Raw genomic sequence first — 25,766 nt, 5'->3', positions numbered from 1 at the left:
CCTTGGCTCGTATCGTCCTGAAGATCGACGTCGACACGCTGCGCGGCACCCGCGAAGGCGTGCCGAATCTCGCACGTATCTTCGACCGCTTCAAGGCGCGCGCCACTTTCCTCTTCAGCCTCGGGCCCGACCACACCGGTTGGGCGATGCGCCGCGTATTGCGGCCGGGCTTTCTGAAGAAAGTGTCGCGCACGTCGGTGGTCGAGCATTACGGCATCAAGCAATTGATGTACGGCGTGCTGCTGCCCGGGCCGGACATCGGCGTGAAGACCGCCGCGGAAATGCGCGCGATTCACGAAGCTGGTTTCGAATGTGGCATCCACACGTGGGACCACGTTTACTGGCAGGACAACGTGCGTTCGCAAGACCGCGAGTGGACCGGGAAGCAGATGCAGAAGAGCTTCAACCGCTTCGTCGCGATCTTCGGCGCGCCACCCGTCACGCACGGCGCGGCAGGCTGGCAGATGAACGGGCATGCGTTTGAGCAGATCGACGCGTGGGGCATGCACTACGCGTCCGACGGCCGCGGCCACTCGCCGTATCTGCCGGTAGTTGGTGGCAGGCAACTGTCGCACGTGCAGATGCCCACCACGCTGCCCACACTCGACGAAGTGCTGGGCGTAGATGGTGTCGACGAGCACAGCGTCGCCGCGTGGATGTTGAAGCACACCGAAAACAATCCGCACGATCAGGTGTTCACGCTGCACGCGGAACTCGAAGGGCAAAAGCTCGCGCCGATTTTCGAACAGCTGCTGGAGGGCTGGCGCGCGCAAGGCCACACCTTCGCGACCATGGGTGATTACTACGCCACGCTGGACCGCAGCACGCTGCCATCGTACCCTGTTACGTGGGGCGAAATTCCAGGCCGCTCCGGCGAATTGATTGTCCAGCCCTGACTGGCCAAGCTACAGCCGGCCCTGACGATCCGGCCATCGCGAGAACGTACACCGCGTGGCTGGTCGACCTCCCCCCAAAAGCCTCGATGCCAGGCCGACGCCCCAGCAAGTGCAAGCTATGACGTCGTCCATAACAACCGGAGAACCACGTGCCCATCGCAGTCGACCAACCCATCCCCGACTTTACCGCCCCCGCTACCGGCGGCGAGATCACGCTCTCCAAGCTGCGGGGCAAGAAGGTGGTGCTGTATTTCTATCCGAAGGACAACACGCCGGGCTGCACGACCGAAGGTCTGCAATTCCGCGATCTGTATCCGAAGTTCAGGAAAGCCGGAGCGGAAATTCTCGGCGTGTCGCGCGACAGCCTGCGCTCTCATGACAATTTCAAGGCAAAGCTCGAACTGCCGTTTCCGCTGATCTCGGACCCGGAAGAAACCTTGTGTACGCTCTTCGGCATCATGAAATTGAAGAAAATGTATGGCAAAGAAGTGCGTGGGATCGAACGCTCCACGTTCCTGATCGACGCCGAAGGCGTGTTGCGCCAGGAGTGGCGCGGCGTGAAAGTGCCTGGGCACGTCGATGACATTCTGGAGGCTGTACAAGCGCTTTGAGGCGCGTTATATTGGGTTCCAATGAGTGCCTGTCCACCCCACACTTTTCGTCGCTGCGCCAGACTTGACGGCCGTTTTGTCGGTTCCGTCGAAGTCGTGAGGCGCAACGCGATGACCGAAGGCGAGCCGCTTGTCCCGTACGCCGGGGCGGCGGCTTTTTTAATTGCGCGCGGCCGTTCGTTCACTCGGCCACGTGCTTCCGTTAAGGAGCCGATCGAAGACCAGGCGAACCGGCATCTCTAGACCGAATGCGCGCCTCCGGGCGCAAACTGCGTGCGCACCCACTGGCACCGGCAGAATGCGACAGGCGGCGCACGAAATGTGACCCGATTAATTCGAGGGAAACCATGCCTTTGCCTACCCCCCCCAGCAAGCTCGGCAATCTCCTGCCGCCTGACGAATACAAGGCCAAAGCCGCCACGCCGGCGCGCTCCGCCGCGAAGAAACAGGCAGTCGAAGGGGAATCCGCAGAGTCGACCGATTACGGCCGTGCGAACGTCGCCACGCCGATGGCCCACGCCGCCAATGCCGCGACCACTTTGCGACCCGTGCCGGCGTCGTCGGCTTCCGCTAATGCGTCTCTATCCGCCGAGCAAGCTGCACCGGCGTCCCGGCGCAAATCGAAGCAGACCGCCGCATTGCTGCAACCGGTTCCGGCTACCCGTCCACAGGCCGAACCGGCGGCTCAAGCTACACCTGCCGCTAAATCGCAGCCGGTCGTCGCGCGCGCGCCCAGCGCGAAAGATCCGGCCGCAAGCACGCCCGCAGCCGTAGCACCCAGCACGCGCGGCACCAGCAAGAAGCGCGGCGCAGCCACAGACCCGCTCGAAATGCAGAAGCTCTTCGTGCTCGACACGAACGTGCTGATGCACGATCCAAGCTGCCTGTTCCGTTTCGAGGAACACGACGTCTATCTACCAATGATGACGTTGGAAGAGCTCGACAACCACAAGAAGGGCATGTCCGAAGTCGCGCGCAACGCGCGGCAGGTGAGCCGCACGCTGGACGCGTTGGTGGCGAACGCCGGCAACATCTCGGACGGCATTTCGCTTGCGCGTCTCGGCAGCCGTGAGGCGTCCGGGCGCCTGTACTTCCAGACCAAGCTCAACGCCATCGAGCCGGTCGAAGGTCTTCCGGAAGGCAAGGCCGACAACCAGATTCTCGGCGTGGTGCGTGCGTTGCAGCGCGACCGCATGGATCGCCAGGTCGTGCTGGTGTCGAAAGACATCAACATGCGCATCAAGGCGCATGCGCTCGGCCTGCCCGCGGAAGACTACTTCAACGACCAGGTGCTCGAAGACAGCGATTTGCTGTATTCCGGCATCCGCGCGCTGCCGCAGGACTTCTGGACCCGGCACGCGAAGGGCATGGAGAGCTGGCAGGACACCAAAACCGGCACCACGTATTACCGCGTGACGGGTCCGCTGTGCGCCTCGATGCTGGTCAACGAGTTCGTCTATCTGGAGCCGCAGAACGGCGAGCCGGCGTTCCACGCGCTCGTGCGCGAACTGAACGGCAAGACAGCGCTGCTGCAAACCTTGCGCGACTACGGCCACCACAAGAACAACGTGTGGGGCATCACGGCGCGCAATCGCGAGCAGAACTTCGCGCTGAACCTGCTGATGAATCCGGATATCGATTTCGTCACGCTGCTGGGTCAGGCCGGTACCGGCAAGACACTGGTTGCGCTCGCGGCTGGCCTCGCCCAGGTGCTCGACGACAAGCGCTACAACGAGATCATCGTGACGCGCGCAACGGTGCCGGTGGGTGAAGACATCGGCTTCCTGCCGGGTACGGAAGAGGAAAAAATGCAGCCGTGGATGGGTGCATTCGACGACAACCTCGAAGTCCTGCAGAAAACCGACGACGCCGCCGGCGAATGGGGCCGCGCTGCGACTCAGGAACTGATCCGCTCGCGCCTGAAGATCAAGAGCATGAACTTCATGCGCGGCCGTACGTTCGTGGACAAGTATCTGATCATCGACGAGGCGCAAAACCTGACGCCGAAGCAGATGAAGACACTGGTCACGCGCGCCGGTCCGGGCACGAAGATCATTTGTCTCGGCAATATTGCGCAGATCGATACGCCTTACCTGACGGAAGGCAGTTCGGGTCTGACGTACGTGGTCGACCGCTTCAAGGGCTGGGCGCACAGCGGGCATGTCACGCTAGCGCGCGGCGAGCGTTCGCGCCTCGCGGATTACGCGTCGGAGATCCTTTAAGTTTCAATGCTTTAGCTTCGGCTGGAAGCCGCGCCCGGGTTATCTCGGACGCGGCTTTTTTATTGCGCACGCGTTTCCGATGGGCAACACTTAGCGCACGAACTTCAAGTAATTTATCAAGAATTCTTGCTTGAGCCAGGTTCGACGGGCTACCATCCCGAAATCGTCCGCCATTAAACGAGCGTTTACCGCTCCCTTCGTCTTCATGCGCCGATTCGCCCTTTCGCTGCTGACCGTTGTGCTGCTCGCCGCTTGCGCCGGCGCGCCGCAAAAGACGTCGCGCGGGCCGGGTTCATCGGTCGTGGTCACGAACGGCGCTTATCACGCGCCGCCGCCTGGCTTCCCGAACTTTGTGGATCACAGCATCGGCCGCGAGGAAATCTCAATCCAGGCGATGAGTCTGGTCGGCATTCCATACCGCTGGGGTGGCAATACGCCAGATAGCGGCTTCGATTGCAGCGGATTGGTTCGCTATGTGGTGTCGCGCGCGGCATCCGTGAATCTGCCACGGACGACTGCGGATATGAGCGGCCGCGGCGAATCGATCGAACCGGATGAAATCGCGCCGGGCGACCTGATTTTCTTCAATACGACCGGGCGAGCGCATTCGCACGTCGGCATCTATGTAGGCAAGCTGCGCTTCGTCAACGCACCGTCGACGGGCGGCACCGTGCGGCTCGACTATCTGACCAATCCCTATTGGGCCAAGCGTTTCGACGGCATACGTCGTGTGGCAGCGCCGGCTGTGACACCCGCACCGTTCGATACACCGAGCTACCAGGCTGCGGCGCCTCAGCCCGAGCGCGTGGCGCCGGTGGCGCAGACAGCGCCGACCTATGCCGGCGCCGCAGTGGCCGCGCAATCGGCGGCCTACGCGGCGAACGCTGTCGCGACGCGTCCTCCAGGTTATGCGGCCGCCTCCGTTGCGCCGCAAGCGTCAAACTATGCCGAGAACCCGGTGGCTGCGCAGCAAACGGCTCGTATCGCGGCGACCACCCGTGCGCCTTTAACGGCAACTGTCCAGCCTACGGTCGCCACGGCTGCGACGCCGACGCCACAAGCTGATCCGTTCGAACCGCCGCCGCCCGGTATGAGCGCCGCGCAAATACAGGCGCGCGCGGCGGGCGCGGTATCTCCGGTGCCCGTCCAGGCCGCTCAAGCAAGTACGTACGACGCTGCCGCGGGCGCTGCGAATCAGCAGACAGCGGCTGGGCGCGCTGGGCCTCCAACGGCTGCCCGCGCGCCTGATCCGATCGATGCCGCGGCCGACGCATTCGAACCGCCTCCATCGGCTTCAGTCGCCGCGCGCCAGGCTCAACAGGCTCAGCAAACCGATGGAAATAGCGGCGTGCAGATCATGCGCGCCTCGACCGCGTCGCGTGGCATCCCTGCCCCCACCCAAACTACCGACGACCCGATCGCACGCTTCGCCAACGGCAATTTTTAACGGTACGGCGCTTGGGCGGTGGCCTGCCATGGCCGTGACCATAACCAGGCACCGGCAGCCCGTGATTCGGTACCTTCGGCCCCGCCACCCCGGTTAGTCACAGGGCCGCGCCCACACTCCGCTCCACGAGCCAGTCCATCCCCGCTACGCTGCCGATCTGCTATCGTCATCGATATTCTTCCGACAGCGGGTGGTGACGATGGATCTCGGGCTGAAAGACAAGGTAGTGCTGGTCACGGGCGGCAGCAAAGGGATCGGGCTTGCCTGCGCCCGAGCGTTTGCCCTGGAGGGGGCGAAAGTGGCAATCGTTTCGCGCGACCCCGCCAATCTCGCACGCGCTTACGAACAGTTGAAGCAAGAGGGCCTGCACGTCCATCGAACCCGCGCCGACCTGCACGAACCGCACAGTGCGGCGGACATCGTCGAGGAAGTCACCACCGCGGTCGGCCCCATCGATGTGCTGATCAACAGCGCCGGCGCAGCCCGTCGTTATGACCCGGAAACGCTGGACGCCGATGCGTTCCGCGCGACCATGGAAGCAAAGTATTTCCCCTACATCTACCCGCAGCAGGAGGTGCTGCGGCGCATGGCCGAACGCGTGAAGGCCGGCGACGGCGCCGCACCCGGCACGATCGTCAACATCATCGGCATGGGCGGCAAGATCGCAAGCGACATCCATATCGCCGGTGGCGCCGCGAATGCCGCGCTGATGCTCGCCACTGTGGGCCTCGCCCACTACTACGCGCGCTACGGCATCCGCATCAATGCGATCAATCCGGGTTCGACGCTGACCGAGCGCGTCGAGGAAGCGGTCAAACTGGAAGCGTCACAGCAAGGCATCGAAAGCGCGGACGCGCTAGCGCGTGGGCAGGCTAAAGTGCCGCTCGGACGCTACGCAAAACCGGAGGAAATCGCTGACGTCGCGCTGTTTCTGGCGAGCCGCCGCGCGAGCTATGTGACGGGCGCAATCGTCCCGATGGATGGAGGCAGCACGCCGCTGATCTGAGCGGCGCGCTTTACAGCTTTGGGGTTTGAGACTTCACGCCACAAGGGCATCAGACTTAAAGCTTTTCTGGCTTTCGGGCTTTGAAGCCAGAACCGTCAACCCGAATCTTTAAAAGGGGCATGCATTTGCCGCCCCGTCCGCGCGCCTTACAGGAGGCGGTGGCCGAGCCACCAGGCAGCCGCGGAGAGCGCCGCGGAGGCCGGAATCGTCAGAATCCACGCCCAGACAATGTTGCCAGCCACGCCCCAACGCACTGCGCTCAACTTCTGCGTCGCACCGACACCGACGATCGCGCCGGTGATCGTATGCGTGGTGGACACCGGAATGCCGAGCCAGGACGCGGTAAACAGCGTAATCGCCCCGCCCGCCTCCGCGCAAAAACCACCAACCGGCTTCAACTTGGTGATCTTCTGGCCCATCGTCCGGACGATCCGCCAGCCGCCGAACAAGGTGCCGACCCCCATCGACAGATAGCAGCCGCCGATCACCCACAGCGGCGGCGCGTCCGCGATCGACGAAGCGTAACCGGTCGCGATCAGCAGCATCCAGATGATGCCGATAGTTTTCTGCGCGTCATTACCGCCGTGGCCAAGGCTATACAAACCTGCCGAGACCAGTTGCAGACGCCGGAACCGCCGGTCCACCTTGCTCGGTGGTGTGCGGAAATAAATCCACGACACCGCCAGCATGAAGAACGATCCGAGTACGAAACCGAGCAGCGGCGAGATGAAAATGAAGGCGACCGTCTTCATCAATCCGTCGATATTGAGCGAGCCCCAGCCCGACTTGGCGAGCGCCGCGCCCACCAGCCCGCCGATCAGCGCATGCGATGAGCTCGACGGAATACCGTAATGCCACGTGATGATGTTCCAGCCGATCGCCCCCACCAGCGCGCCGAAAATGACGTAGTGGTCGACGATAGCCGGATCGATCGTGCCCTTGCCGACCGTCTGCGCCACTTTCAGGTGGAACACGAAATACGCGACAACGTTGAAAGCCGCTGCAAAGGCCACGGCCTGCTGCGGCTTCAGCACCCCGGTCGACACGACCGTGGCGATTGAATTCGCCGCGTCGTGGAAGCCGTTCATGAAGTCGAAAATCAGTGCGACGGCGACCAGGCCGGCGACGACCCAGATAGCGAGTTGTATCGATTGCATTATGCGTTTTCCAGCACGATGCCTTCGATGATGTTCGCCACGTCCTCACACTTGTCGGTGATGGTTTCGAGCAGTTCGTAGATCGCCTTCAGCTTGATCAGCGTCTTGACGTTGTCTTCTTCGCGGAAAAGTTTCGACATGGCCGAGCGCAGCACGCGGTCAGCTTCCGATTCCAGACGGTCGATTTCCTCACATGCCTTCAGGATCTGACTCGCCTGCTTCATGTCCGACAGCAGACTGACGGCGAACTGGACGCGCTCGGAGGTCGCCGTGCAGATGTGCGCCAACTGACTCGCTTCGGAGGTCACTGCCTGTACGTCGTACAGCGAAATAGCGGTGGCAACGTCCTCCATCAGATCGAGGATGTCGTCCATCGTGGTGATCAGCTTGTGGATCTCGTCGCGGTCGAGCGGCGTGATGAAAGTCTTGTGCAGCAGGTCGATGGTTTCGTGCGTGAGCTTGTCAGCGGCCTTTTCGGCTTTCTGCACGTTTTGCTTATGGGTCTCGGCGTCCTGAAGGTTGTCGATCAGCAGCTCGAGCTCACGGCTTGCGGAGACGATGCACGTTGCGTGCGCATTGAAAATTTCAAAGAACTTGCCCTCGGTGGGCATGAATCGACCGAACATTGGGATCCCGAAAATTGGTCACATATTGGCTGACATAAAACCGCCACATTGTACCGTTCCGGGATCGATGCCGCACTTTTGAAAGCGTCGTTACAACAGGCCCAGCAGTTATCTCTTTACTCGCTGTAGAAATTCTGCGCGCCGGCAAAATTGTCGAACTTCGTGAATTGGCCATGGAACGTGAGTCGAACCGGACCGATCGGACCGTTCCGCTGTTTACCGATGATGATCTCCGCCGTGCCCTTGTCCGGGCTGTCCGGGTTGTACACTTCATCGCGATAAATGAACAGGATGACGTCCGCATCCTGTTCGATAGCGCCGGATTCGCGCAAGTCGGACATGATCGGCCGCTTGTTCGGGCGCTGTTCGAGACCCCGGTTGAGCTGCGACAACGCGATCACGGGTACATCGAGCTCTTTGGCGAGGCTTTTCAGCGAACGCGAGATTTCCGAGATTTCGGTTGCACGGTTCTCGCCCGCCGACGACGAGCCGCTCATCAGTTGCAAATAGTCGATGATGATCAGACCGAGTTTGCCGCACTGGCGCGACAGCCGACGCGCGCGCGAACGCAGCTCCATCGGGTTCAGGCCGCCAGTTTCGTCGATGAAAATCTGCGCCTCGCTCATTTTCTGCACCGCGTGCGTGAGCTTCGGCCAATCCTCGTCGGTCAGGCGCCCGGTCCGCATGCGGTGCTGGTCGAGCCGGCCAACCGAGCCCAGCATACGCATGGTGAGTTGCGAGCCCGGCATTTCCATGGAAAACACGGCGACCGGCAGGCCGTACTCGACCGCCACGTATTCGCCGACGTTCATTGAAAACGCCGTTTTACCCATCGACGGGCGGCCCGCCACGATGATCAGCTCGCCGCCATGCATACCGGAGGTCATGCGATCCAGGTCGACGAAGCCCGTCGGCGTGCCGGTCACGTCGCTCGGATTGGCTGTGTGATACAGCGTGTCGATCCGTTCGACCACCTGCGTGAGCAGCGGGCCGATTTCCAGAAAACCCTGCGTGCCGCGCGCACCGTCTTCAGCGATCGAAAACACCTTCGATTCGGCCTCGTCCAGCAACTGGCGGACTTCCTTGCCTTGCGGATTGAATGCGTCCGCCGAGATTTCGTCAGCCACCGAGACGAGACGGCGCAACACTGCGCGATCGCGCACAATTTCCGCGTAGCGGCGGATATTGGCCGCGCTCGGCGTGTTCTGCGCCAGCGCGTTCAGGTACGCGAGGCCGCCGACATCCTCCGCCTTGCCCGACGTGCCGAGCGCTTCGTACACGGTAATCACGTCGGCCGGGCGGGTCGCCGCGATCAGCTTGCCGATGTGCTCAAAGATGATGCGGTGGTCGTATCGGTAAAAATCGCTCTGCGACAGGAAGTCGGCAATGCGGTCCCATGCCGCGTTGTCGAGCAGCAGGCCGCCCAGCACCGACTGCTCGGCTTCGATCGAATGCGGCGGGACTTTCAGCGACTCGATTTGGGGATCTTTGGACGGTGCGTTCATGGAGAGGAATTATCGGGTAAATGCGCGCGGAGGGAAATCAAAAACCGATACTTCGATGCATCGAAAACGGGCAATAAAAAAGGCAGGGGCCGGTCACCCGGCCCCTGCCTTTTGCCAGCAACGTCCTGGCAGATGCTTACTTGATGCTTAGACGTGTTCGCCGAGCACAGCCACCGTCACATCGACGAGCACGTCGGTGTGCAGCGAAACCTGAACAGCGTGGTCGCCGACCAGCTTCAGCGGGCCTTCCGGCAGACGCACTTGCGCCTTTTCCACTGCGAAGCCTTGCTTGACCAGTGCGTCAGCGATGTCGGCATTCGTCACCGAGCCGAACAGACGGCCGTCGACGCCAGCCTTCTGACCGATCTGAACCGTCGAGCCTGCCAGCTTTTCGCCTTGAGCTTGAGCAGCAGCCAGCTTTTCAGCTGCGGTCTTTTCGAGTTCAGCGCGGCGGACTTCGAATTCAGCCAGGGCTTCCTTCGTTGCACGGCGAGCTTGCTTGTTCGGGATCAGGAAGTTACGTGCGTAACCGTCCTTCACCTTGACGATATCGCCCAGGTTGCCCAGGTTGACGACTTTTTCCAGAAGAATAATTTGCATTCGGATACTCCTTATCGCGTCGTCGGGTTAGGCCTTGTGCTGGTCGGTGTACGGCACCAGCGCGAGGAAACGTGCGCGCTTGATTGCCGTATCCAGCTGGCGTTGATAGTGCGACTTCGTACCCGTGAGACGCGCCGGCGTGATCTTGCCGTTTTCGCCGATGAAGTCCTTCAGCGTTTCGAGGTCTTTGTAGTCGATATGATCGACGTTAGCGGCCGTGAAACGGCAGAACTTCTTGCGCTTGAAAAGCGGATTTTGTTGCTGACGACGTTTGTCGAATTTCTTACCAGTCGGGCGGGGCATGTTCAGTCCTTTCCAATGTCCTGCAATTCTGTGATGTGAAATACCAGCGTTCTTGCGTTGCGGTGCTTTTTCGCCAGAAAGCCTGTGAAGAGCGTTTCTACGCCCATCTGACAGCCTTCCAGCTTACCGCTCGCCTCGCCTGCGGCTACTGCCTGCATGGTCAGTTCGACTTGCCGGGCAATACCGGCTTCGACGACTTCCGTGCGGTGGTGCAACGTGCAACCTGCAATCGGAACGCCGGCGGGGGTATACCGCACCGGTTCGCGTTCGACGACGCTGGCCGTAAGTTGCAGCCGATTCATGTAACCTTTGACGAGGGCGACGCTTGATCTGGTAGCTTAAATAGTGTGTCTTAAGCCTGCGCTTCGGACGGTTGCGTAGCAGCCGACTTCTTGGCTTCTTCGCGCTGCACTTCCTTCATCATCGGCGACGGGCCGGTTTCGGCCTTCTTCATCTTGACGATCAGGTGACGCAGAACCGCGTCATTGAACTTGAATGCGTGTTCCAGCTCGTCGAGCGTGGTTTGGTCGCATTCGATGTTCATGCAGACGTAGTGAGCCTTCGCGAGTTTCTCGATCATGTAGGCCAGTTGGCGACGGCCCCAGTCTTCGATACGGTGGATCTGGCCACCGTGCGAGGTGATCGTGCTTTTGTAACGCTCGATCATGGCGGGCACTTGCTCGCTCTGATCGGGGTGCACAATAAAGACGATTTCATAATGACGCATACACACTCCTTGTGGACTTGTGGATTAGAGCCACCCGGGCGTCTGAACCGGTGTGGCAAGTGAGAAGCCAAAGAGTGTAACCCGATTGGGGCCGGGTTGCAAGATATCCCGTTAATGCAGTGCACGAATCGGGTGTGTTTTCAAGGGTTTAGGGCAAAGCAGACAAATGATCGCCACGCATCCGCGTCCGGCGACATCGCCACCGGATCGCGCGCATGCCGCACCCGCTCAGCCCCCCTCGGTCTGCTCACTGCCGCCCGCCAGACGGGCTTTCAGCGCCGTTTCGAGCCCACTGAGCGCGTCCGGCGCGGCATCGGTGACGGCCCACCAGGTCATCCCCTGCGCGTTCCAGTGTGCGAGCGAGTAACCCTCGCGGGTCTGCGCCGTCGAAGGCCCAGCGGCCGCTTCTCGTCCCGCATCGCCGGCGCGCGCTTCCGGAAACACATAGACGTCGATGATGTGCTTCTGATAGCGATACACCAGCACCGCCACCCGCTGATGCGCGATGTAATCCAGGCGGCCGCCTTCAAGCGGAAAACCGTTCGCCGCGAGGTCCTCGACCGGCGGCGAATAGTCGATCCGGCCGTTGAACCACGGCTTGACCGTGTGCCGGTCAGTCGAAATGACGTCGATGTCGTGACCGGACATTTGCGCCCGCACATGGCTTTCGACCAGTTCATCGGCGAACGGGCCAGCTTGCGCGGGATGATGCAAGTTCATTGTGACGCCTACCGCCACCGCACCGAGCGCGACCACTAGCCCGACGAGCCAGCCCTGCCCGATCGTTGCGCCTGTGCCTGCGCCCCCGCCGGGCCGGCCCATCGCGCCTTGTGGACGCAGCCAGCCATTCAGCCAGTTACCCAGCCCACTCCGCTTCGGCCTCGGCTGTACGGCGGGCCGAGGGGTTTCGATGGGCTCGTGGGCGGCGGTGTCGCTCTCCGGAAGGGCCGCGAGAATCCGCGCCCGCAGGGCATCCGGCGCACGGTGATAGGGCTGTGCGCGCAGCGAGGCGCTCAGCGCATGCAGGTTTTCACTTTCGCGCCGGCAAGCGTCGCAACTGTCGATGTGCTGCTGGACGTGCAGAGCATCCGGCGCGGTCAATTCGCGATCGGCGTTCGCATCGAGGAGCGGCCGCGCTTCGTTACAGTCCATCTGGCGTCTCCTGAGCTGAGCCGGCGGCGCTTGCGCCGGGGTTGTTGGATGGACGGCCGTTGGAGGCCGCCCGGAGTGGCGTTACGGAAGCCGTGGGTGTCGTGCAGGTGCCCGGTATCGTGGCTCGCGGCGAACCGCCCCCTCCCGGAAGCCCGGACGCCGGAAGCCCGGACGCCGGTAGGCCGGCCCCCGGTTGCCCGGACGCCTGCTTCGCTGTCAGCAGTGCGGCCAGCTTGCGCCTGCCCCGCGCGAGCCGCGACATCACTGTGCCGATCGGCACATCGGCCACCGTCGCGATCTCGCGATAACCCATTTCCTCAAGCTCCCGCAGGATCAGCACTTCCCGGTACTCGACCGGCAACTGCGCAAGCGCGTCGTGCACGAGCTTCGTGTCCTCATTACGGATCAGGAGCGTCTGCGGATCGGCGCCGCCCGCGCTCCAGCCGTCGAAGGTCGCGTCGTCCATGGTGTCGTCGAACTCAACCACTTCATGCGACGACGCGCGCCGCCGCCACTCCGTGTACCAGGTGCGGCGCACGATCGCAAGCAGCCACGGCCGGGCCGAGTCGCCCCGGAAGGTGTCGAAAAAGCGGAACGCACGCATGAACGCTTCCTGCACCACGTCGTCGGCATCGTTGGCGTTACCGCACAACCAGCGCGCAAGGTTGTACGCGGCGTCGAGGTGCGGCAGCGCCAGTTGCTGAAAACGGCGGCTACGCGCCGCGTCGTCGTGCGCGCCAGCGGCATTTGAATCGGGTTGACCACCTCGGCCCTCCAGGGCATTGCGGCTACGCTGTGTGACTCGTCTTCACAACATGACCGGCCACAGACCGAGTTTATTCCCGCCCCTGCATGGAATTTGCGAAAAAAGGCAGAAAAGACTGTGCACCGTGGATTACGGCAGGAAGCGCTGAACGGCACAACGACGGTGAACTGGGCGAAAAAGCAGCCACCCCCACCCGCGCTAGCAGGCTAGTAGAGCGGGCGATTCCAGTAATCCTCGCTCGCATAGACCTCTTTCAGGTAATCGATGAAGTAGCGCACCTTGGCCGGCACGTAACGTTGCTGCGGATAGACCGCCAGAATGTCGTAGTCGGGCAGCGCGAATTCATCCAGCACGGTTTCCAGTTCGCCGCGCGCCAGTTGCTGCTGGATTTCCCACGTGGAGCGCCAGCCAAGCCCGAGCCCTTCGGATACCCAGCGATGCAGCAGCTCACCGTCGTTGCAGTCGAGCGTGCCGCCCACCCGCACCGTCGCAAGTTTGCCGTTGCGGCGGAAGTACCAGCCGCGGTTCTGCCCGCCTTGCAGGTTGAACGCCAGACAGTTGTGCTGCGGCAGATCTTCGAGCGTTTTCGGCTTGCCATATTGGCGGAAATATTCCGGCGTACCGCACACCACCCGCCGGTTCGACGCCAGCTTCACCGCGACGAAATTCGGATCGACCGCGCCGCCGATCCGGATCGACAGGTCGTAACCCTCCCGCACCAGATCCACGACCCGGTCGGTCAGGTTGAACGACACCTGCAATTCGGGCTTGTCGGCGAGAAAAGACGGCGCGAGCGGCGCAACATGCTTGCGCCCGAATGCAGCCGGCGCCGACACGATCAGATGGCCGTTCACCGCGCGCCGTCCGGCGCTCAGTTCGTTTTCCGCCTGGTCCCATTCGGTCAGCAGGCCGCGGCAGCGCTCGAGAAACGCCGCGCCGTCTTCGCTAACCACAAGGCGCCGCGTCGAGCGGTACATCAGCTTCACGCCGAGGCGCTTTTCCAGCGCGTCGATGCGGCGCCCGAGAATCACCGGCGACACGCCCTCTTCCAGCGCGGCCGCCGCGAGACTGCCTGCATCGGCGACGCGCACGAAAGTTTCGATCTGTTTGAAGCGATCCATTTTTTGTCTCCTGTCGACCGGAGTTAGCGCTTGAGCGCTGACTCCGGTCCCACGCAAGCGGGTTGCAACCGCCTTGTGCCCGTCTCGTACCGCGCCGCACGCCATTCGATACTTTTTGTTTCGAAATAAGCGACCCGGACTGATCTTATCAAACCTTTAGGTGAAGCCTACAGTGCGATCAACACCTTTTGGTTTGCACATCCGTCAGCGAATTCGTCAGCCAACCCATTCGCCCACCCAAGACATTCAGGAGACATTCATGGCCAAGATGAGAGCCGTCGACGCAGCCGTGCTGGTGCTCGAAAAAGAAGGCATCAACACCGCATTCGGTGTTCCGGGCGCAGCAATCAACCCGTTCTACTCGGCCATGCGCAAGGCAGGCAGTATCAGCCACGTGCTGGCGCGTCACGTCGAAGGCGCCTCGCATATGGCCGAAGGCTATACGCGCGCCCAGCCGGGCAACATCGGCGTGTGTATCGGCACGTCAGGCCCCGCCGGCACCGACATGATCACCGGTTTGTACTCCGCTCAGGCCGACTCGATTCCTATTCTGGCTATCACGGGCCAGGCCCCGCGCGCGCGTCTGTACAAGGAAGACTTCCAGGCCGTCGACATCGAATCGATCGCCAAACCAGTCACCAAGTGGGCCGTCACCGTGCGTGAGCCGGCTCTCGTGCCGCGCGTGTTCCAGCAGGCATTCCACCTGATGCGCTCGGGCCGTCCGGGTCCGGTGCTGGTCGATTTGCCGATCGACGTGCAACTCGCCGAAATCGAATTCGACATCGACACGTACGAACCGCTGCCGGTCTACAAGCCCAAAGCAACGCGCAAGCAGATCGAAGCCGCGCTGAAGATGCTCAACGACGCTGAAAAGCCGTTGATCGTCTCGGGTGGCGGCGTGCTGAACGCAGCCGCTGAAGACCTGCTGGTCGAATTCGCCGAAACCATCGGCGTGCCGGTGATCCCGACGCTGATGTCGTGGGGCGCGATTCCTGACGACCATCCGTTGATGGCCGGCATGGTTGGCTTGCAAACCTCGCACCGCTACGGCAACGCGACGATGCTCGCCTCCGACTTCGTGCTCGGCATCGGCAACCGTTGGGCAAACCGTCACACGGGCAGCGTCGAGGTTTATACGAAGGGCCGTAAGTTCGTGCACGTGGACATCGAGCCGACGCAGATCGGCCGCGTGTTCGGACCGGACCTCGGCATCGTATCGGACGCGAAGTTCGCGCTCGAACTGTTCGTCGAAGTGGCGAAGGAATGGAAGGCCGCCGGCAAGCTGAAGGACCGCAGCGCATGGGTCGCCGATTGCCAGCAACGCAAGCAGACGATGCACCGCAAGACGCACTTCGACAACGTGCCGATGAAGCCGCAGCGCGTGTACGAAGAGATGAATCAGGTGTTCGGCCGCGATACCTGCTACGTGAGCACGATCGGTTTGTCGCAGATCGCCGGCGCGCAATTCCTGCACGTCTACAAGGCGCGCAACTGGATCAACTGCGGCCAGGCAGGCCCGCTGGGCTGGACGATTCCGGCAGCACTCGGTGTGCGCGCAGCCGACCCGCAACGTCCGATCGTCGCACTCTCGGGCGACTACGACTTCCAGTTCATGATCGAAGAACTGGCAGTGGGCGCGCAATTCAAGCTGCCGTATGTGCACGTGGTGGTGAACAACTCGTACCTCGGTTTGATCCGCCAGGCACAGCGCGCGTTCGATATGGACTTCTGCGTGCAGCTCGGCTTTGAGAACATCAACGCGCCGGAAATGAATGGCTACGGCGTGGACCACGTGGCGGTTGCCGAAGGCCTGGGTTGCAAGGCGATCCGCGTGTTCAAACCGGAAGAACTCAAGCCGGCGCTGTTGAAAGCGCAGTCGATGCTCTCCGAATTCAACGTGCCGGTGATCGTCGAAGTGATCCTCGAACGTGTGACCAACATTTCGATGGGCACCGAGATCGACGCGGTCAACGAGTTCGAAGAACTGGCCGAAAAGCGCGCAGACGCGCCGACGGCAATCAGCATGCTTGACTGAGCGTCCAGACGCTTTGACCCGATGTGCATCACATGAGCGCGGCCCGGCATCCCTCGGCCGCCTCATGAAGTTATTCCACTGACCGACCAGCGAGACACAAGCATCATGCCGAAATTTGCAGCGAATCTCACCATGCTGTTCAACGAAGTCCCGTTCCTCGACCGCTTTGCGGCAGCAGCGGACGCGGGCTTCAACGCCGTCGAATTCCTGTTTCCGTATCCGTATCAGATCGCTGAATTGAGCGAGCGTCTGCAGCAGAACCGTCTCAGGCTCGTGCTGCACAACCTGCCCGCGGGCAACTGGGAAGCGGGTGAACGCGGCATCGCATGCCTGCCGGATCGCGTGGGCGAGTTTCAGGAAGGGGTTGGCCGCGCGATCGAATACGCGACGGCCCTGAAGGTGCCGCAACTGAATTGCCTCGTCGGTATCCCGACGGCGGGCGTCGATGCGGACAAGGCGCGCTTGACGATCGTCGATAACCTGCGCTTTGCCGCGGGCGAATTGAAGAAAGCGGGCATCAAGCTGCTGGTCGAGCCGTGCAATTCGTACGACATCCCCGGCTTCGCGCTGAACCGTTCGGGCGAAGGCCTCGATGTGATTCGCGCCGTGGGTTCGGACAATCTGTTCCTGCAATACGACATCTATCACATGCAACGGATGGAAGGCGAACTCGCGGCAACGATCAAAAAGAATCTGCCGCAGATCGCGCACATCCAGCTCGCCGACAACCCTGGCCGCAACGAACCGGGCACCGGCGAAATCAACTACCCGTTCCTGTTCGACCTGCTCGACTCGCTCGGTTACGACGGCTACATCGGCTGCGAATACAAGCCGCGCACGACCACTGCCGCCGGCCTTGGCTGGGTGCAGAGCGTGGCCGGGCAAACCCGCGGCGCAGCCCACGCCGCTGCCTGATCGATTCATTGATCACATCAGGCACACACGCCCCGAAGGAAGTCCCCCGGGGCAACCCCAAACAACACTGGAGATTTAGACACATGGCAAAGATCGGTTTTATCGGCCTCGGCATCATGGGCGCGCACATGGCGCGCAACCTCATCAAGGGCGGCCACACGCTGTTCGTGAATGGCGCGTACCCGGTGCCGGAAGATCTGAGCAAAAGCGCGAGCGTCGCCGCCAATTCGACGGCTGTTGCACAAGCTGCCGACGTCGTCATCATCATGGTGCCGGACACACCTGACGTCGCCAACGTGCTGTTCGCCGACGACGGCGTCGCCGCCGGCCTCACGCAGGGCAAGCTGGTGATCGACATGAGCTCGATCTCGCCGCTCGACACGCAAGCCTTCGCCAAAAAAATCAACGCGCTCGGCGCCGACTACCTCGATGCACCGGTATCCGGCGGCGAAGTCGGCGCGCGTGAAGCGTCACTGACGATCATGGTGGGCGGCCCGGAAAAGGCCTTCGCATTTGCCAAGCCGCTGTTCGATCTGATGGGCAAGAACATCTCGCTGATCGGCGACAACGGTGCGGGTCAGACCTGCAAGGTCGCGAACCAGATCATCGTTGCGCTGAACATCGAAGCCGTTGCTGAAGCACTGCTGTTCGCTTCGCGCTCGGGCGCCGATCCGGAGCGCGTGCGCAAGGCATTGATGGGCGGCTTCGCGTCGTCGCGCATTCTCGAAGTGCATGGCGAGCGTATGACCAAGCGTACGTTCGACCCGGGCTTCCGCATCGAACTGCATCAGAAGGATCTGAACCTCGCACTGGACGGCGCACGCAAGCTCGGCATCGCGCTGCCGCATACGGCGAGCGCGCAACAGCTGTTCAGCGTGTGCGTAGCCAACGGCGGCAAGGCATGGGATCACTCGGCGATGGTGCGCGCGCTGGAAATCATGGCGAACTACGAAGTCGCGCAGGCACCGGGTAGCGAAGCCAAGGCGGCTTAAGCAACAACAAGGTTGCCGTGACGGTTGCGATTTCAACGTGATCGTCATGGCAATCGCAGGTGGGGCGCCTGGTTAGTCGTGCAGCATGCACGGCGGACCGGGCAAATCGTGCCGCTCTGGGCTGAGAGCGGCAAGTGGGGTCCGCAGCGGCACCCGGCGGCGCCGGGGAAGCCTTGGTCGGTCAGACGTCGTCGTCGGGTGTCCGGCTGTCGGATTTCAAATTTATGCGTTTTCAGCCAATCTCTCGCAGCGGGTGCATCATGCACGCCGCCTGCCAGCAGCGCTCTTTGCCGGTCTCCTCGCACGTGTGCTCGCAAGTCCGCTTGCATTTGCTTGCAACTCCGCGCCCGCGGCACGACCTTTTTTGACACATCAGTCCGCGCTTTTCTCCTACACTCGTTGAGTCTGGTTGCGGGCGTATCAACGTTCAAGTGCGGCTTGCCGATCGTGGCAAAGCAGGTTCTCTGCCTCATTCGCCCCATTCCAGGCCAGTGTTCACCCCGTAAGCGGAACCTGCTTGCGCCAGTAACCCATCTGCAAAGGATTCAGAATGAGCATCTTTGGTGACATCGTAAACAAGCTCTTCGGCAAAGCGAAGCCCGACCAGCCTGCTCCTGCGGTTGAGCCGACACCGGATCCAGCAGCGGCGCAAGCTGCTGCACCGGCGGCTACACCGGCGCCCGCGCCGCTGGCCGACGTCGACGTTGCTGCTGTGATGGACCAGTTCGTGAGTGAGAGCGGGCAAACGTTGAACTGGCGCACGTCGATCGTCGACACGCTGAAAGCGCTCGGCGTCGACAGCAGCCTCGATCATCGCAAGCAGCTCGCACAGGAGTTGAAGTACAGCGGCGACACGAACGATTCGGCGAGCATGAACGTCTGGCTGCACAAACAGGTGATGCTGGCGCTGGCGGCAAACGGCGGGAAGTTGCCCCCGGATCTGGCGGCCTAACGGCTTGCCGGCATCGCCTGGTTCCGGCGATAGCGATAAACCTCCAGCTGAAACAACAACGCGGCGCCCGGGTCGATAACCTGGGCGCCGCGTTGTCATTCAAGCTTCATGTGCGGGACACGGTTCTGACTCTGACCAGGACCGTCCGCGCCGAATCAATCAGTACGTATCGAAAGTCTTCTGCAACGCAACCGGCCCCGTGCCACCCGCGGCCAGTGCGAGCATCAACAGCACCCGCGCCTTGTACGGATTCAGCGAGCCCGCGCTAATGAAACCGAGCACATCGTCCGCAGCCGCGCCGTTGCGCATGACATGACCTGAGCCTACACGCGACGAACGCACCACCGCCACACCTTGCGAGGCTGCATCGGCCAACGCCTGTTGCATGGAAGCGTGAATCGAGCCGTTGCCCGTGCCCGCCACCACGATGCCGCGCACACCGGCCGCCACCAACGCATCCACGGCGATCCGCGAGACGCCTGCATAGCTCACGACAACCTCCACATGTGGCCACTTGGTGCCGATCACAAATTCGGTCGCGAGCGTATGCGGGCGCACTACGTTGCGCTGGAATTCGACACGGCCGTCCTGCACCCAGCCGAGCGCACCGATTTCCGGGGACTGGAAGGCATCGACCGCGTACGTGCGCGTCTTGACCACGTCGCGCGCACTGTGGATCTTGTTGTTGAAGGCCACCAGCACGCCCTGCCCGCGCGAACCCGCGTGCGCCGCCACCGTCACGGCATTCAGCAGATTCAACGGACCATCGGCGGACAGCGCCGACGCCGGACGCATCGCCGCAGTCAGCACGACCGGCTTGTCCGACTTGATCGTCAGATGCAGCAGCCAGGCGGTTTCTTCGAGTGTGTCGGTGCCGTGCGTGATCACCACGCCGTCGACGTCATCCGTGGCCAGCAGCGTGTTGATGCGTTGCGCGAGCGCGGTCCATAGGGGCATTGCCATGTCTTTACTGTCGACGCTGGCAATCTGTTCAGGCGCGATTCGCGCGACCGTGGACAGAGCCGGCACCACCGCCAGCAATTGATCGACACCGACCACACCCGCCTGGTAGCCGGACGTGTTGGTGGCGTCCGCGGCCGCCCCGGCGATCGTGCCGCCGGTTGCCAGCACGGCGATGCGCGGCAACTGAAGCGTTGCGCCTTCGTTGGAAGGCGTCGCGGAAGAGGAAGTCAAAGTATTCATGGCGGCGATTGTAAGCGATGCGCCATATGCCGCCATGCGTGAAAAAAAACGGATGCCCGTTCGTTTTGGTTTGCCCAGACGCTCAAATCGGCAGATGCAGGCCAGCCGGCGCGCCGCTGAGCCACACGGGTGAGTTACATCCGTGGAGAGAGCCGGACCATGACGGTCCGGCTCTCTCTCAAACCGCCTCGCGCAGTTGTGCCGCGATTTCCGCTTCGTTCAACTGCGGCGCGAACATTTCGATCAGCCGGTACGCATACGCACGCAGGAATGCGCCCTTGCGCAAACCGACTCGCGTCGTGCTCGCCTCGAACAGATGCTGCGTATCGAGCGCGACCAGTTCCGAGTCGCGCTTCGGATCGTAGGCCATGGCCGCGACTATGCCGATACCCATGCCAAGTTCAACGTAAGTCTTGATCACGTCGGCATCGATTGCGGTCAACACGACGTCAGGCAACGCGCCCGCTTTCGCGAACGCCTGGTCGATGTGTGAGCGGCCCGTAAAGTCCTGGTCGTACGTGACGATCGGGAATTCGGCGATTTCGTCGAGCGTCAGATTCTCGCGGCCTACCAGCGGATGGCCCTTCGGCACCACCACGACGTGATGCCATGAATAGCACGGGAACGTGACGATATCCGGGAAGCGGTCGAGCGCTTCAGTTGAAATACCGATATCCGCTTCGCCGTTGATGATCATCTGCGCAATCTGTTGCGGACTGCCCTGGCGCAACGCCAGATGCACCTTCGGGAACACCTCGGTGAATTGACGAATCACCTTCGGCAGCGCGTAACGCGCCTGCGTGTGAGTCGTCGCCACGACGAGGTGACCGCTGTCCTGATCCGCATATTGGCGTGCGACGCGGCGCAGATTCTCCGCATCGAGCAACATCCGCTCGATCAGTTGATGCACCGCCTTGCCCGGCTCGGTGAGGCCCGTCAGACGCTTGCCGCGCCGGATGAAAATATCGACGCCGAGTTCGTCTTCCAGATCCTTGATCTGTTTCGATACGCCCGACTGCGACGTATACAACACATTCGCCACCTCAGTCAGATTCATGTTCTGACGCACGGCCTCGCGCACGAAGCGCAATTGCTGGAAGTTCATCTGTATATCTCCGGTTAAGCCAGAGTCGAGTTATTAGAGTTTGATCGAAACGCCGAGTGTTGTCGCGCTGCTTATGGCACTGCCTGTGGCATCGTTTACTGCGCGGGAAATACGCGCAACGCGCGTGGCACTGCCGTCACGCCATCGCCGATCGCCAGTTGCAGATCGCGCCACGATTCGCGATCGAGCTCCGCTTCGAGCACATTGCCCTCACGGCCCGCCAGCTCCACACGCACCGAACCGCCGAGCGTCACCACGCGCCGCACATCGACCACAATGCCTTCGCGGTGGCCAGATGCCTGTGGATACAACTGCAGATCGTGCGGACGCACATAGGCAAACGCAGGCCCGCTGAAATCGGCCTTGATCGCGACCGGCAACGCCGCGCCGTCGACCACGAAGCCGCTCGCATCCACCTTGCCATGCAGGCGGTTCGCCGCGCCGAGAAACTCGTAGACGAACGAGGTTTGCGGATGGTCGTAGACGTCTTGCGGACTGCCCACCTGCTCCACATGTCCACGATTCAATACGACGATACGGTCGGCCACTTCGAGCGCCTCTTCCTGATCGTGCGTAACGAAAATCGTCGAGATATGCAGATCGTCATGCAAACGACGCAGCCAGCTGCGCAATTCCTTGCGCACCTTCGCATCCAGCGCGCCGAACGGTTCGTCGAGCAACAGCACCTTAGGTTCGACAGCCAGCGCGCGCGCCAACGCAATGCGCTGCCGCTGACCGCCTGACAGTTCCGACGGATAGCGCTGCGCGAGCCAGTCGAGTTGCACAAGTTTGAGGAGTTCATGCACCTTCTCGCGAATCACCGCTTCCGAAGGCCGCTCGTTGCGGGGCTTCACACGCAAGCCGAACGCGACGTTCTCGAACACCGTCATATGCCGGAACAAGGCGTAATGCTGGAACACGAAGCCGACTTCACGCTCACGCGCGCCGACCGTGGCGACGTCCTGGCCTTGCAGCACGACCTGGCCGCCGTCCGCGTATTCGAGCCCCGCAATCACCCGCAGCAAGGTGGTCTTGCCACAACCCGACGGCCCGAGCAGCGCAACCAGTTCACCTGGCGGAAAATCGAGCGAAACGTTATCGAGCGCGACAAAATCTCCGAAGCGCTTTTGCAGGTTACGAACGGTGATACCCATTACAGCTCTCCTTGCTTGAGCGCGTGTTGCTTTGATTGTTGCTGCAGTACATGTGTTGCATTGCCGGACTGTGAAGCGGACGTCGACGCGACAGGCCCTGCGTACGCCGGCACATCGCGCGCGGCAGACAGTTCCGCCGACATATGGCGCTCGGCGAGCAGCTTCAGACCGAGCGTCACGAGTGCCAGTAAGGCCAGCACCGACGCCACGGCGAACGCCGCGGAGAAGTTGTATTCGTTATAGAGAATTTCGACGTGTAACGGCATCGTGTCGGTCTGACCGCGAATGTGGCCGGACACCACCGACACCGCGCCGAACTCGCCCATCGCCCGCGCATTACATAGAATCACGCCATACAGCAGGCCCCATTTCACGTTAGGCAGCGTGACCCGGCGAAAGATCTGCCAGCCCGATGCGCCGAGCACATGCGCGGCTTCCTCTTCATCGTTGCCTTGCGCCTGCATCAGTGGAATCAGTTCACGCGCGACGAACGGGAATGTGACGAAGATCGTCGCCAGCACGATACCCGGCACCGCGAAGATGATCTGCACATTGTGGTCCAGCAGCCACGGGCCGAACCAGCCTTGCGCGCCGAACATCAGCACGTAGATCAAACCGGAGATCACCGGCGAGACCGAGAACGGCAGATCGATCAACGTGGTCAGTAATGCCTTGCCGCGGAACTCGAACTTGGCAATACACCACGACGCAGCGAGACCGAACACGAGATTCAGCGGCACTGCAATCGCGGCCGTAATCACGGTGAGTTTGATGGCCGACAACGCGTCCGGATCGGCAAGCGATTCCAGATAGAAGCCAATGCCCTTGCTCAAGGCCTGATAGAACACGGCGACGAGCGGCACAACCAGGAACAGCGCGAGAAACAGCAACGCAATGCCAGTCAGAATCCAGCGCACCACGGGCGGCTCGGTGACCGGATCGGGCCGGCGCGCGACATTGAGCGGCGCGCGCGGCGCCACAGCGACCGCGGCCGTACCGGCCCCTTTCACGGAATTCACGGAATCGCGGCTCATTGCGCACCTCCGCCGACACCGATCGCCGCCACGCTCGCGACGGCCGGCGCTGGACCTGCTCCGCCACGGCTCGTCCGGCGCTGCAGATACCACTGCAGCGTATTGATGAATAACAGCATCAGAAACGACACCACCAGCATCACGACCGCGATGGCCGTGGCACCGGCGTAATCGTATTGTTCGAGCTTGGTAATGATCAGCAGCGACGTGATTTCCGATTTCATCGGCACGTTACCGGCGATGAAAATCACCGACCCGTACTCGCCGAGCGCCCGCGCGAACGCCAGCGCGAAACCGGTCAGCAAGGCCGGGAACACCGCCGGCAGCACCACGCGGCGAAAGGTCAGCCAGCGCGAAGCGCCGAGGCACGCAGCGGCCTCTTCCTGCTCCCGTTCGAACTCTTCGAGCACCGGCTGCACAGTCCGCACGACGAACGGCAAGCCGATAAACGTCAGCGCGATGAGTACGCCAGCCGGCGTAAAGGCGATCTTGATGCCGAGCGGTTCGAGAAACTGCCCGATCCAGCCATTGCCCGCATACACGGCCGCGAGCGAAATGCCCGCCACCGACGTAGGCAGCGCAAACGGCAGATCGACCACCGCATCGACAATGCGCTTGAACGGGAACGTATAGCGCACCAGCACCCACGCGACCAGAAAGCCGAACACCGCGTTGATCAGCGCGCCGCCGAGGGCCGAGAAAAACGTCAGGCGATACGACGCGAGCACGCGCGGCGAGCTCACCGCGCGCACGAACTGACTCCAGTCGAGCGTCGCGGTCTTGAGAAAGGTCGCCGCCAGCGGAATCAGCACCACGAGGCTCAGATAAGCCACCGTGATGCCGAGTGTCAGGCCAAAACCGGGCAATGCGCTCGGTTTTCGGAAGGTGAACGTCGTCATGCTGAGTACTCTTCAGGGTTGAGGCCGGCGGCTCTTTTTTCGGCCGCCTGACTGGCCACGAAGCGCGCCCGATGGGCGCGCTTCGTGGCGGGTGATACATGCGCGTTTAACGACGCGGGTCCAACTCTATGTGTCGCTTACTGCGGCGAGTAGATCGAATCGAACACGCCACCATCGGCAAAGTGCGTCTTCTGCGCGTTCGCCCAGCCGCCGAACGAATCATCGATCGTGTACAGCTTCAGCTTGGGAAACTTCGAGGTCAGCTCAGCCGGCACCTTGTTCGAACGCGGACGATAGAAATTCTTCGCCGCGATTTCCTGACCCTGCTCGCTGTACAGGAAGTTCAGATACGCCTCGGCCAGCTTGCGCGTGCCGTGCCTGTCGACCACCTTGTCCACCACGGCAACCGGCGGCTCGGCCAGAATGCTCACCGACGGCACCACGATTTCAAACTTCTCCGGCCCGAATTCCTTCAGCGAGAGGAACGCTTCGTTTTCCCACGCAATCAGTACGTCGCCGATCCCGCGTTGCACGAAGCTGGTGGTCGCGCCACGCGCGCCCGAATCCAGTACGCCGGCATTCTTATAGAGCTTGCCGACGAATTCCCTGGCCTTCTGGTCGTTGCCGCCCGGCTGATGTTCTGCATAAGCCCATGCAGCCAGGTAGTTCCAGCGTGCGCCACCCGAGGTTTTCGGATTCGGCGTGACGATCGACACGCCCGGCTTGATCAGATCGTCCCAATCCTTGATGTGCTTCGGGTTGCCCTTGCGCACGAGAAATACGATCGTCGACGTGTATGGCGAAGCGTTGTCCGGCAAACGCTTTTGCCAACCCTTGTCGAGCAAACCCTTGCTAGCCAGCGCGTCGATGTCGTAGGCGAGCGCCAGGGTCACAACGTCTGCCTGCAAACCGTCCAGCACCGAACGCGCTTGCGCACCCGAGCCGCCGTGCGACTGCTTGAAGGTGATCGTTTCGCCCGTTTTGGCCTTCCATTCCTTGCCGAATGCCTGGTTGACGTCCTGGTACAACTCGCGTGTCGGGTCATACGACACGTTCAGCAGCGTTGCGTCGGCTGCATGTGCCGGCGTCATGACGCCGACCGTGGCAATCGTGCCGACTGCGCCGAATGCGAGCGCCGCGATGAATTTTCTGGTCCTGCCTGCCAGCCCCGTACCTTGATGGTTCATGCCAACTTTCTCCGCGTTGTGGTCCGCTGAAACAGCGTGTGGTGTTCTTTTACGTCGCGGTCACGTGCACATGAGCGCCAACTCGAAGGGCAGTCTATCGAAGAGCTTTCATCATTAAAAATAATGTTTCTTCATTCTTTAATACGCAAAA

At 61.8% G+C, this 25,766-nt stretch carries 25 protein-coding genes; 9 read left to right on the top strand and 16 right to left on the bottom strand.

What is annotated here, in order from left to right; genetic code table 11:
- The first annotated feature begins 2 nt into the window (after window positions 1-2).
- From ACUN0E_RS29750 to ACUN0E_RS29730, 5 genes are all read left to right on the top strand, one after another.
- A complete protein-coding gene (locus ACUN0E_RS29750; RefSeq protein ID WP_408335637.1) occupies window positions 3-896 on the top strand; it encodes a polysaccharide deacetylase family protein in 894 nt (297 codons plus the stop codon).
- Between the two features lie 149 nt (window positions 897-1,045).
- A complete protein-coding gene (locus ACUN0E_RS29745) occupies window positions 1,046-1,507 on the top strand; it encodes a peroxiredoxin (protein ID WP_445568845.1) in 462 nt (153 codons plus the stop codon).
- Between the two features lie 347 nt (window positions 1,508-1,854).
- Window positions 1,855-3,729 (top strand): PhoH family protein, encoded by a 1,875-nt coding sequence (locus ACUN0E_RS29740; protein ID WP_445568844.1) that lies wholly within the window; start codon window positions 1,855-1,857, stop codon window positions 3,727-3,729.
- A 205-nt stretch (window positions 3,730-3,934) separates the two neighbouring features.
- Complete coding sequence (locus ACUN0E_RS29735; RefSeq protein ID WP_445568843.1) at window positions 3,935-5,176, top strand: NlpC/P60 family protein; 1,242 nt, start codon at window positions 3,935-3,937, stop codon at window positions 5,174-5,176.
- A 199-nt stretch (window positions 5,177-5,375) separates the two neighbouring features.
- Window positions 5,376-6,182, top strand: coding sequence for an SDR family oxidoreductase (locus ACUN0E_RS29730; RefSeq protein ID WP_445570545.1), 807 nt, complete (start codon window positions 5,376-5,378; stop codon window positions 6,180-6,182).
- Between the two features lie 146 nt (window positions 6,183-6,328).
- On the opposite strand, the gene ACUN0E_RS29725 is transcribed toward ACUN0E_RS29730, so the two are convergent.
- From ACUN0E_RS29725 to ACUN0E_RS29680, 10 genes are all read right to left on the bottom strand, one after another.
- Window positions 6,329-7,339 carry an inorganic phosphate transporter gene (locus tag ACUN0E_RS29725; RefSeq protein WP_408222886.1) on the bottom strand — a complete coding sequence of 337 codons (1,011 nt, stop codon included), beginning with the start codon at window positions 7,337-7,339 and terminating at the stop codon, window positions 6,329-6,331.
- A complete protein-coding gene (locus tag ACUN0E_RS29720) occupies window positions 7,339-7,965 on the bottom strand; it encodes a DUF47 domain-containing protein (protein WP_007182106.1) in 627 nt (208 codons plus the stop codon). The genes ACUN0E_RS29725 and ACUN0E_RS29720 overlap by 1 nt, the downstream gene beginning before the upstream one ends.
- A gap of 116 nt (window positions 7,966-8,081) precedes the next feature.
- The gene (locus tag ACUN0E_RS29715) at window positions 8,082-9,470 is read right to left on the bottom strand and encodes a replicative DNA helicase (RefSeq protein WP_408217284.1); all 1,389 of its coding nucleotides are present in this window, start codon (window positions 9,468-9,470) and stop codon (window positions 8,082-8,084) included.
- Window positions 9,471-9,617: 147 nt separating this feature from the next.
- Window positions 9,618-10,070: a 50S ribosomal protein L9 gene (gene rplI, locus ACUN0E_RS29710; protein WP_408222884.1), complete on the bottom strand. Its 453-nt coding sequence runs from the start codon at window positions 10,068-10,070 to the stop codon at window positions 9,618-9,620.
- 27 nt (window positions 10,071-10,097) lie between these two features.
- On the bottom strand, window positions 10,098-10,373 hold the full coding sequence (gene rpsR, locus ACUN0E_RS29705) for a 30S ribosomal protein S18 (RefSeq protein WP_012432802.1): 276 nt from the start codon (window positions 10,371-10,373) through the stop codon (window positions 10,098-10,100).
- A gap of 2 nt (window positions 10,374-10,375) precedes the next feature.
- A complete protein-coding gene (gene priB / locus ACUN0E_RS29700) occupies window positions 10,376-10,675 on the bottom strand; it encodes a primosomal replication protein N (RefSeq protein ID WP_028196682.1) in 300 nt (99 codons plus the stop codon).
- Window positions 10,676-10,725: 50 nt separating this feature from the next.
- Window positions 10,726-11,100 (bottom strand): 30S ribosomal protein S6, encoded by a 375-nt coding sequence (rpsF, locus tag ACUN0E_RS29695; protein WP_006048823.1) that lies wholly within the window; start codon window positions 11,098-11,100, stop codon window positions 10,726-10,728.
- Window positions 11,101-11,328: 228 nt separating this feature from the next.
- Entirely contained in the window at window positions 11,329-12,252 is a 924-nt protein-coding gene (locus tag ACUN0E_RS29690; RefSeq protein ID WP_445568842.1) for an anti-sigma factor family protein, read from the bottom strand.
- Entirely contained in the window at window positions 12,242-13,030 is a 789-nt protein-coding gene (locus ACUN0E_RS29685; RefSeq protein WP_445570544.1) for an RNA polymerase sigma factor, read from the bottom strand. The genes ACUN0E_RS29690 and ACUN0E_RS29685 overlap by 11 nt, the downstream gene beginning before the upstream one ends.
- A gap of 194 nt (window positions 13,031-13,224) precedes the next feature.
- The gene (locus tag ACUN0E_RS29680; protein WP_445568841.1) at window positions 13,225-14,139 is read right to left on the bottom strand and encodes a LysR family transcriptional regulator; all 915 of its coding nucleotides are present in this window, start codon (window positions 14,137-14,139) and stop codon (window positions 13,225-13,227) included.
- Between the two features lie 259 nt (window positions 14,140-14,398).
- Here ACUN0E_RS29680 and gcl point away from each other — a divergent pair, with 259 nt between their 5' ends.
- The 4 genes from gcl (at window position 14,399) to ACUN0E_RS29660 (ending at window position 19,033) form a co-directional block, all read left to right on the top strand.
- Window positions 14,399-16,174: a glyoxylate carboligase gene (gene gcl / locus ACUN0E_RS29675; protein WP_408222876.1), complete on the top strand. Its 1,776-nt coding sequence runs from the start codon at window positions 14,399-14,401 to the stop codon at window positions 16,172-16,174.
- A gap of 105 nt (window positions 16,175-16,279) precedes the next feature.
- The gene (gene hyi / locus ACUN0E_RS29670) at window positions 16,280-17,089 is read left to right on the top strand and encodes a hydroxypyruvate isomerase (protein ID WP_445568840.1); all 810 of its coding nucleotides are present in this window, start codon (window positions 16,280-16,282) and stop codon (window positions 17,087-17,089) included.
- An 83-nt stretch (window positions 17,090-17,172) separates the two neighbouring features.
- Complete coding sequence (locus ACUN0E_RS29665) at window positions 17,173-18,081, top strand: 2-hydroxy-3-oxopropionate reductase (protein WP_445568839.1); 909 nt, start codon at window positions 17,173-17,175, stop codon at window positions 18,079-18,081.
- Window positions 18,082-18,631: 550 nt separating this feature from the next.
- The gene (locus ACUN0E_RS29660; protein ID WP_445568838.1) at window positions 18,632-19,033 is read left to right on the top strand and encodes a DUF3597 domain-containing protein; all 402 of its coding nucleotides are present in this window, start codon (window positions 18,632-18,634) and stop codon (window positions 19,031-19,033) included.
- 159 nt (window positions 19,034-19,192) lie between these two features.
- Here ACUN0E_RS29660 and ACUN0E_RS29655 read toward each other — a convergent pair whose 3' ends face one another.
- The 6 genes from ACUN0E_RS29655 to ACUN0E_RS29630 form a co-directional block, all read right to left on the bottom strand.
- Complete coding sequence (locus ACUN0E_RS29655; RefSeq protein WP_445568837.1) at window positions 19,193-20,236, bottom strand: asparaginase; 1,044 nt, start codon at window positions 20,234-20,236, stop codon at window positions 19,193-19,195.
- A 178-nt stretch (window positions 20,237-20,414) separates the two neighbouring features.
- A complete protein-coding gene (locus tag ACUN0E_RS29650; protein ID WP_408222866.1) occupies window positions 20,415-21,341 on the bottom strand; it encodes a CysB family HTH-type transcriptional regulator in 927 nt (308 codons plus the stop codon).
- A 95-nt stretch (window positions 21,342-21,436) separates the two neighbouring features.
- Complete coding sequence (locus ACUN0E_RS29645) at window positions 21,437-22,495, bottom strand: sulfate/molybdate ABC transporter ATP-binding protein (protein WP_445568836.1); 1,059 nt, start codon at window positions 22,493-22,495, stop codon at window positions 21,437-21,439.
- Window positions 22,495-23,529, bottom strand: a complete 1,035-nt coding sequence (gene cysW, locus ACUN0E_RS29640) for a sulfate ABC transporter permease subunit CysW (protein ID WP_408388713.1) — start codon at window positions 23,527-23,529, stop codon at window positions 22,495-22,497. Before cysW ends, ACUN0E_RS29645 begins: the two co-directional genes overlap by 1 nt.
- On the bottom strand, window positions 23,526-24,428 hold the full coding sequence (cysT, locus tag ACUN0E_RS29635; protein WP_408222862.1) for a sulfate ABC transporter permease subunit CysT: 903 nt from the start codon (window positions 24,426-24,428) through the stop codon (window positions 23,526-23,528). The genes cysW and cysT overlap by 4 nt, the downstream gene beginning before the upstream one ends.
- Before the next feature lie 137 nt (window positions 24,429-24,565).
- Complete coding sequence (locus ACUN0E_RS29630) at window positions 24,566-25,615, bottom strand: sulfate ABC transporter substrate-binding protein (RefSeq protein WP_408222860.1); 1,050 nt, start codon at window positions 25,613-25,615, stop codon at window positions 24,566-24,568.
- Between the last annotated feature and the right edge of the window lie 151 nt (window positions 25,616-25,766).

The sequence above is a fragment of the Paraburkholderia sp. D1E genome, from assembly GCF_052682275.1.
The sequence above is the reverse complement of the archived record's forward strand: the minus strand, read 5'-3'. Positions and strand labels throughout refer to the sequence as shown.

Bases quoted from the DNA above. Each gene is read 5' to 3' on its own strand.
- ACUN0E_RS29690 (WP_445568842.1), bottom strand. From the start codon at position 12,252: ATGGACTGTAACGAAGCGCGGCCGCTCCTCGATGCGAACGCCGATCGC.
- rpsR (WP_012432802.1), bottom strand. From the start codon at position 10,373: ATGCCCCGCCCGACTGGTAAGAAATTCGACAAACGTCGTCAGCAACAA.
- priB (WP_028196682.1), bottom strand. From the start codon at position 10,675: ATGAATCGGCTGCAACTTACGGCCAGCGTCGTCGAACGCGAACCGGTG.
- ACUN0E_RS29630 (WP_408222860.1), bottom strand. From the start codon at position 25,615: ATGAACCATCAAGGTACGGGGCTGGCAGGCAGGACCAGAAAATTCATC.
- ACUN0E_RS29720 (WP_007182106.1), bottom strand. From the start codon at position 7,965: ATGTTCGGTCGATTCATGCCCACCGAGGGCAAGTTCTTTGAAATTTTC.
- hyi (WP_445568840.1), top strand. From the start codon at position 16,280: ATGCCGAAATTTGCAGCGAATCTCACCATGCTGTTCAACGAAGTCCCG.
- cysW (WP_408388713.1), bottom strand. From the start codon at position 23,529: ATGAGCCGCGATTCCGTGAATTCCGTGAAAGGGGCCGGTACGGCCGCG.
- gcl (WP_408222876.1), top strand. From the start codon at position 14,399: ATGGCCAAGATGAGAGCCGTCGACGCAGCCGTGCTGGTGCTCGAAAAA.
- ACUN0E_RS29665 (WP_445568839.1), top strand. From the start codon at position 17,173: ATGGCAAAGATCGGTTTTATCGGCCTCGGCATCATGGGCGCGCACATG.
- rplI (WP_408222884.1), bottom strand. From the start codon at position 10,070: ATGCAAATTATTCTTCTGGAAAAAGTCGTCAACCTGGGCAACCTGGGC.
- ACUN0E_RS29645 (WP_445568836.1), bottom strand. From the start codon at position 22,495: ATGGGTATCACCGTTCGTAACCTGCAAAAGCGCTTCGGAGATTTTGTC.
- ACUN0E_RS29650 (WP_408222866.1), bottom strand. From the start codon at position 21,341: ATGAACTTCCAGCAATTGCGCTTCGTGCGCGAGGCCGTGCGTCAGAAC.
- ACUN0E_RS29735 (WP_445568843.1), top strand. From the start codon at position 3,935: ATGCGCCGATTCGCCCTTTCGCTGCTGACCGTTGTGCTGCTCGCCGCT.
- ACUN0E_RS29660 (WP_445568838.1), top strand. From the start codon at position 18,632: ATGAGCATCTTTGGTGACATCGTAAACAAGCTCTTCGGCAAAGCGAAG.
- rpsF (WP_006048823.1), bottom strand. From the start codon at position 11,100: ATGCGTCATTATGAAATCGTCTTTATTGTGCACCCCGATCAGAGCGAG.
- ACUN0E_RS29740 (WP_445568844.1), top strand. From the start codon at position 1,855: ATGCCTTTGCCTACCCCCCCCAGCAAGCTCGGCAATCTCCTGCCGCCT.
- ACUN0E_RS29730 (WP_445570545.1), top strand. From the start codon at position 5,376: ATGGATCTCGGGCTGAAAGACAAGGTAGTGCTGGTCACGGGCGGCAGC.
- ACUN0E_RS29680 (WP_445568841.1), bottom strand. From the start codon at position 14,139: ATGGATCGCTTCAAACAGATCGAAACTTTCGTGCGCGTCGCCGATGCA.
- ACUN0E_RS29725 (WP_408222886.1), bottom strand. From the start codon at position 7,339: ATGCAATCGATACAACTCGCTATCTGGGTCGTCGCCGGCCTGGTCGCC.
- ACUN0E_RS29655 (WP_445568837.1), bottom strand. From the start codon at position 20,236: ATGAATACTTTGACTTCCTCTTCCGCGACGCCTTCCAACGAAGGCGCA.
- cysT (WP_408222862.1), bottom strand. From the start codon at position 24,428: ATGACGACGTTCACCTTCCGAAAACCGAGCGCATTGCCCGGTTTTGGC.
- ACUN0E_RS29715 (WP_408217284.1), bottom strand. From the start codon at position 9,470: ATGAACGCACCGTCCAAAGATCCCCAAATCGAGTCGCTGAAAGTCCCG.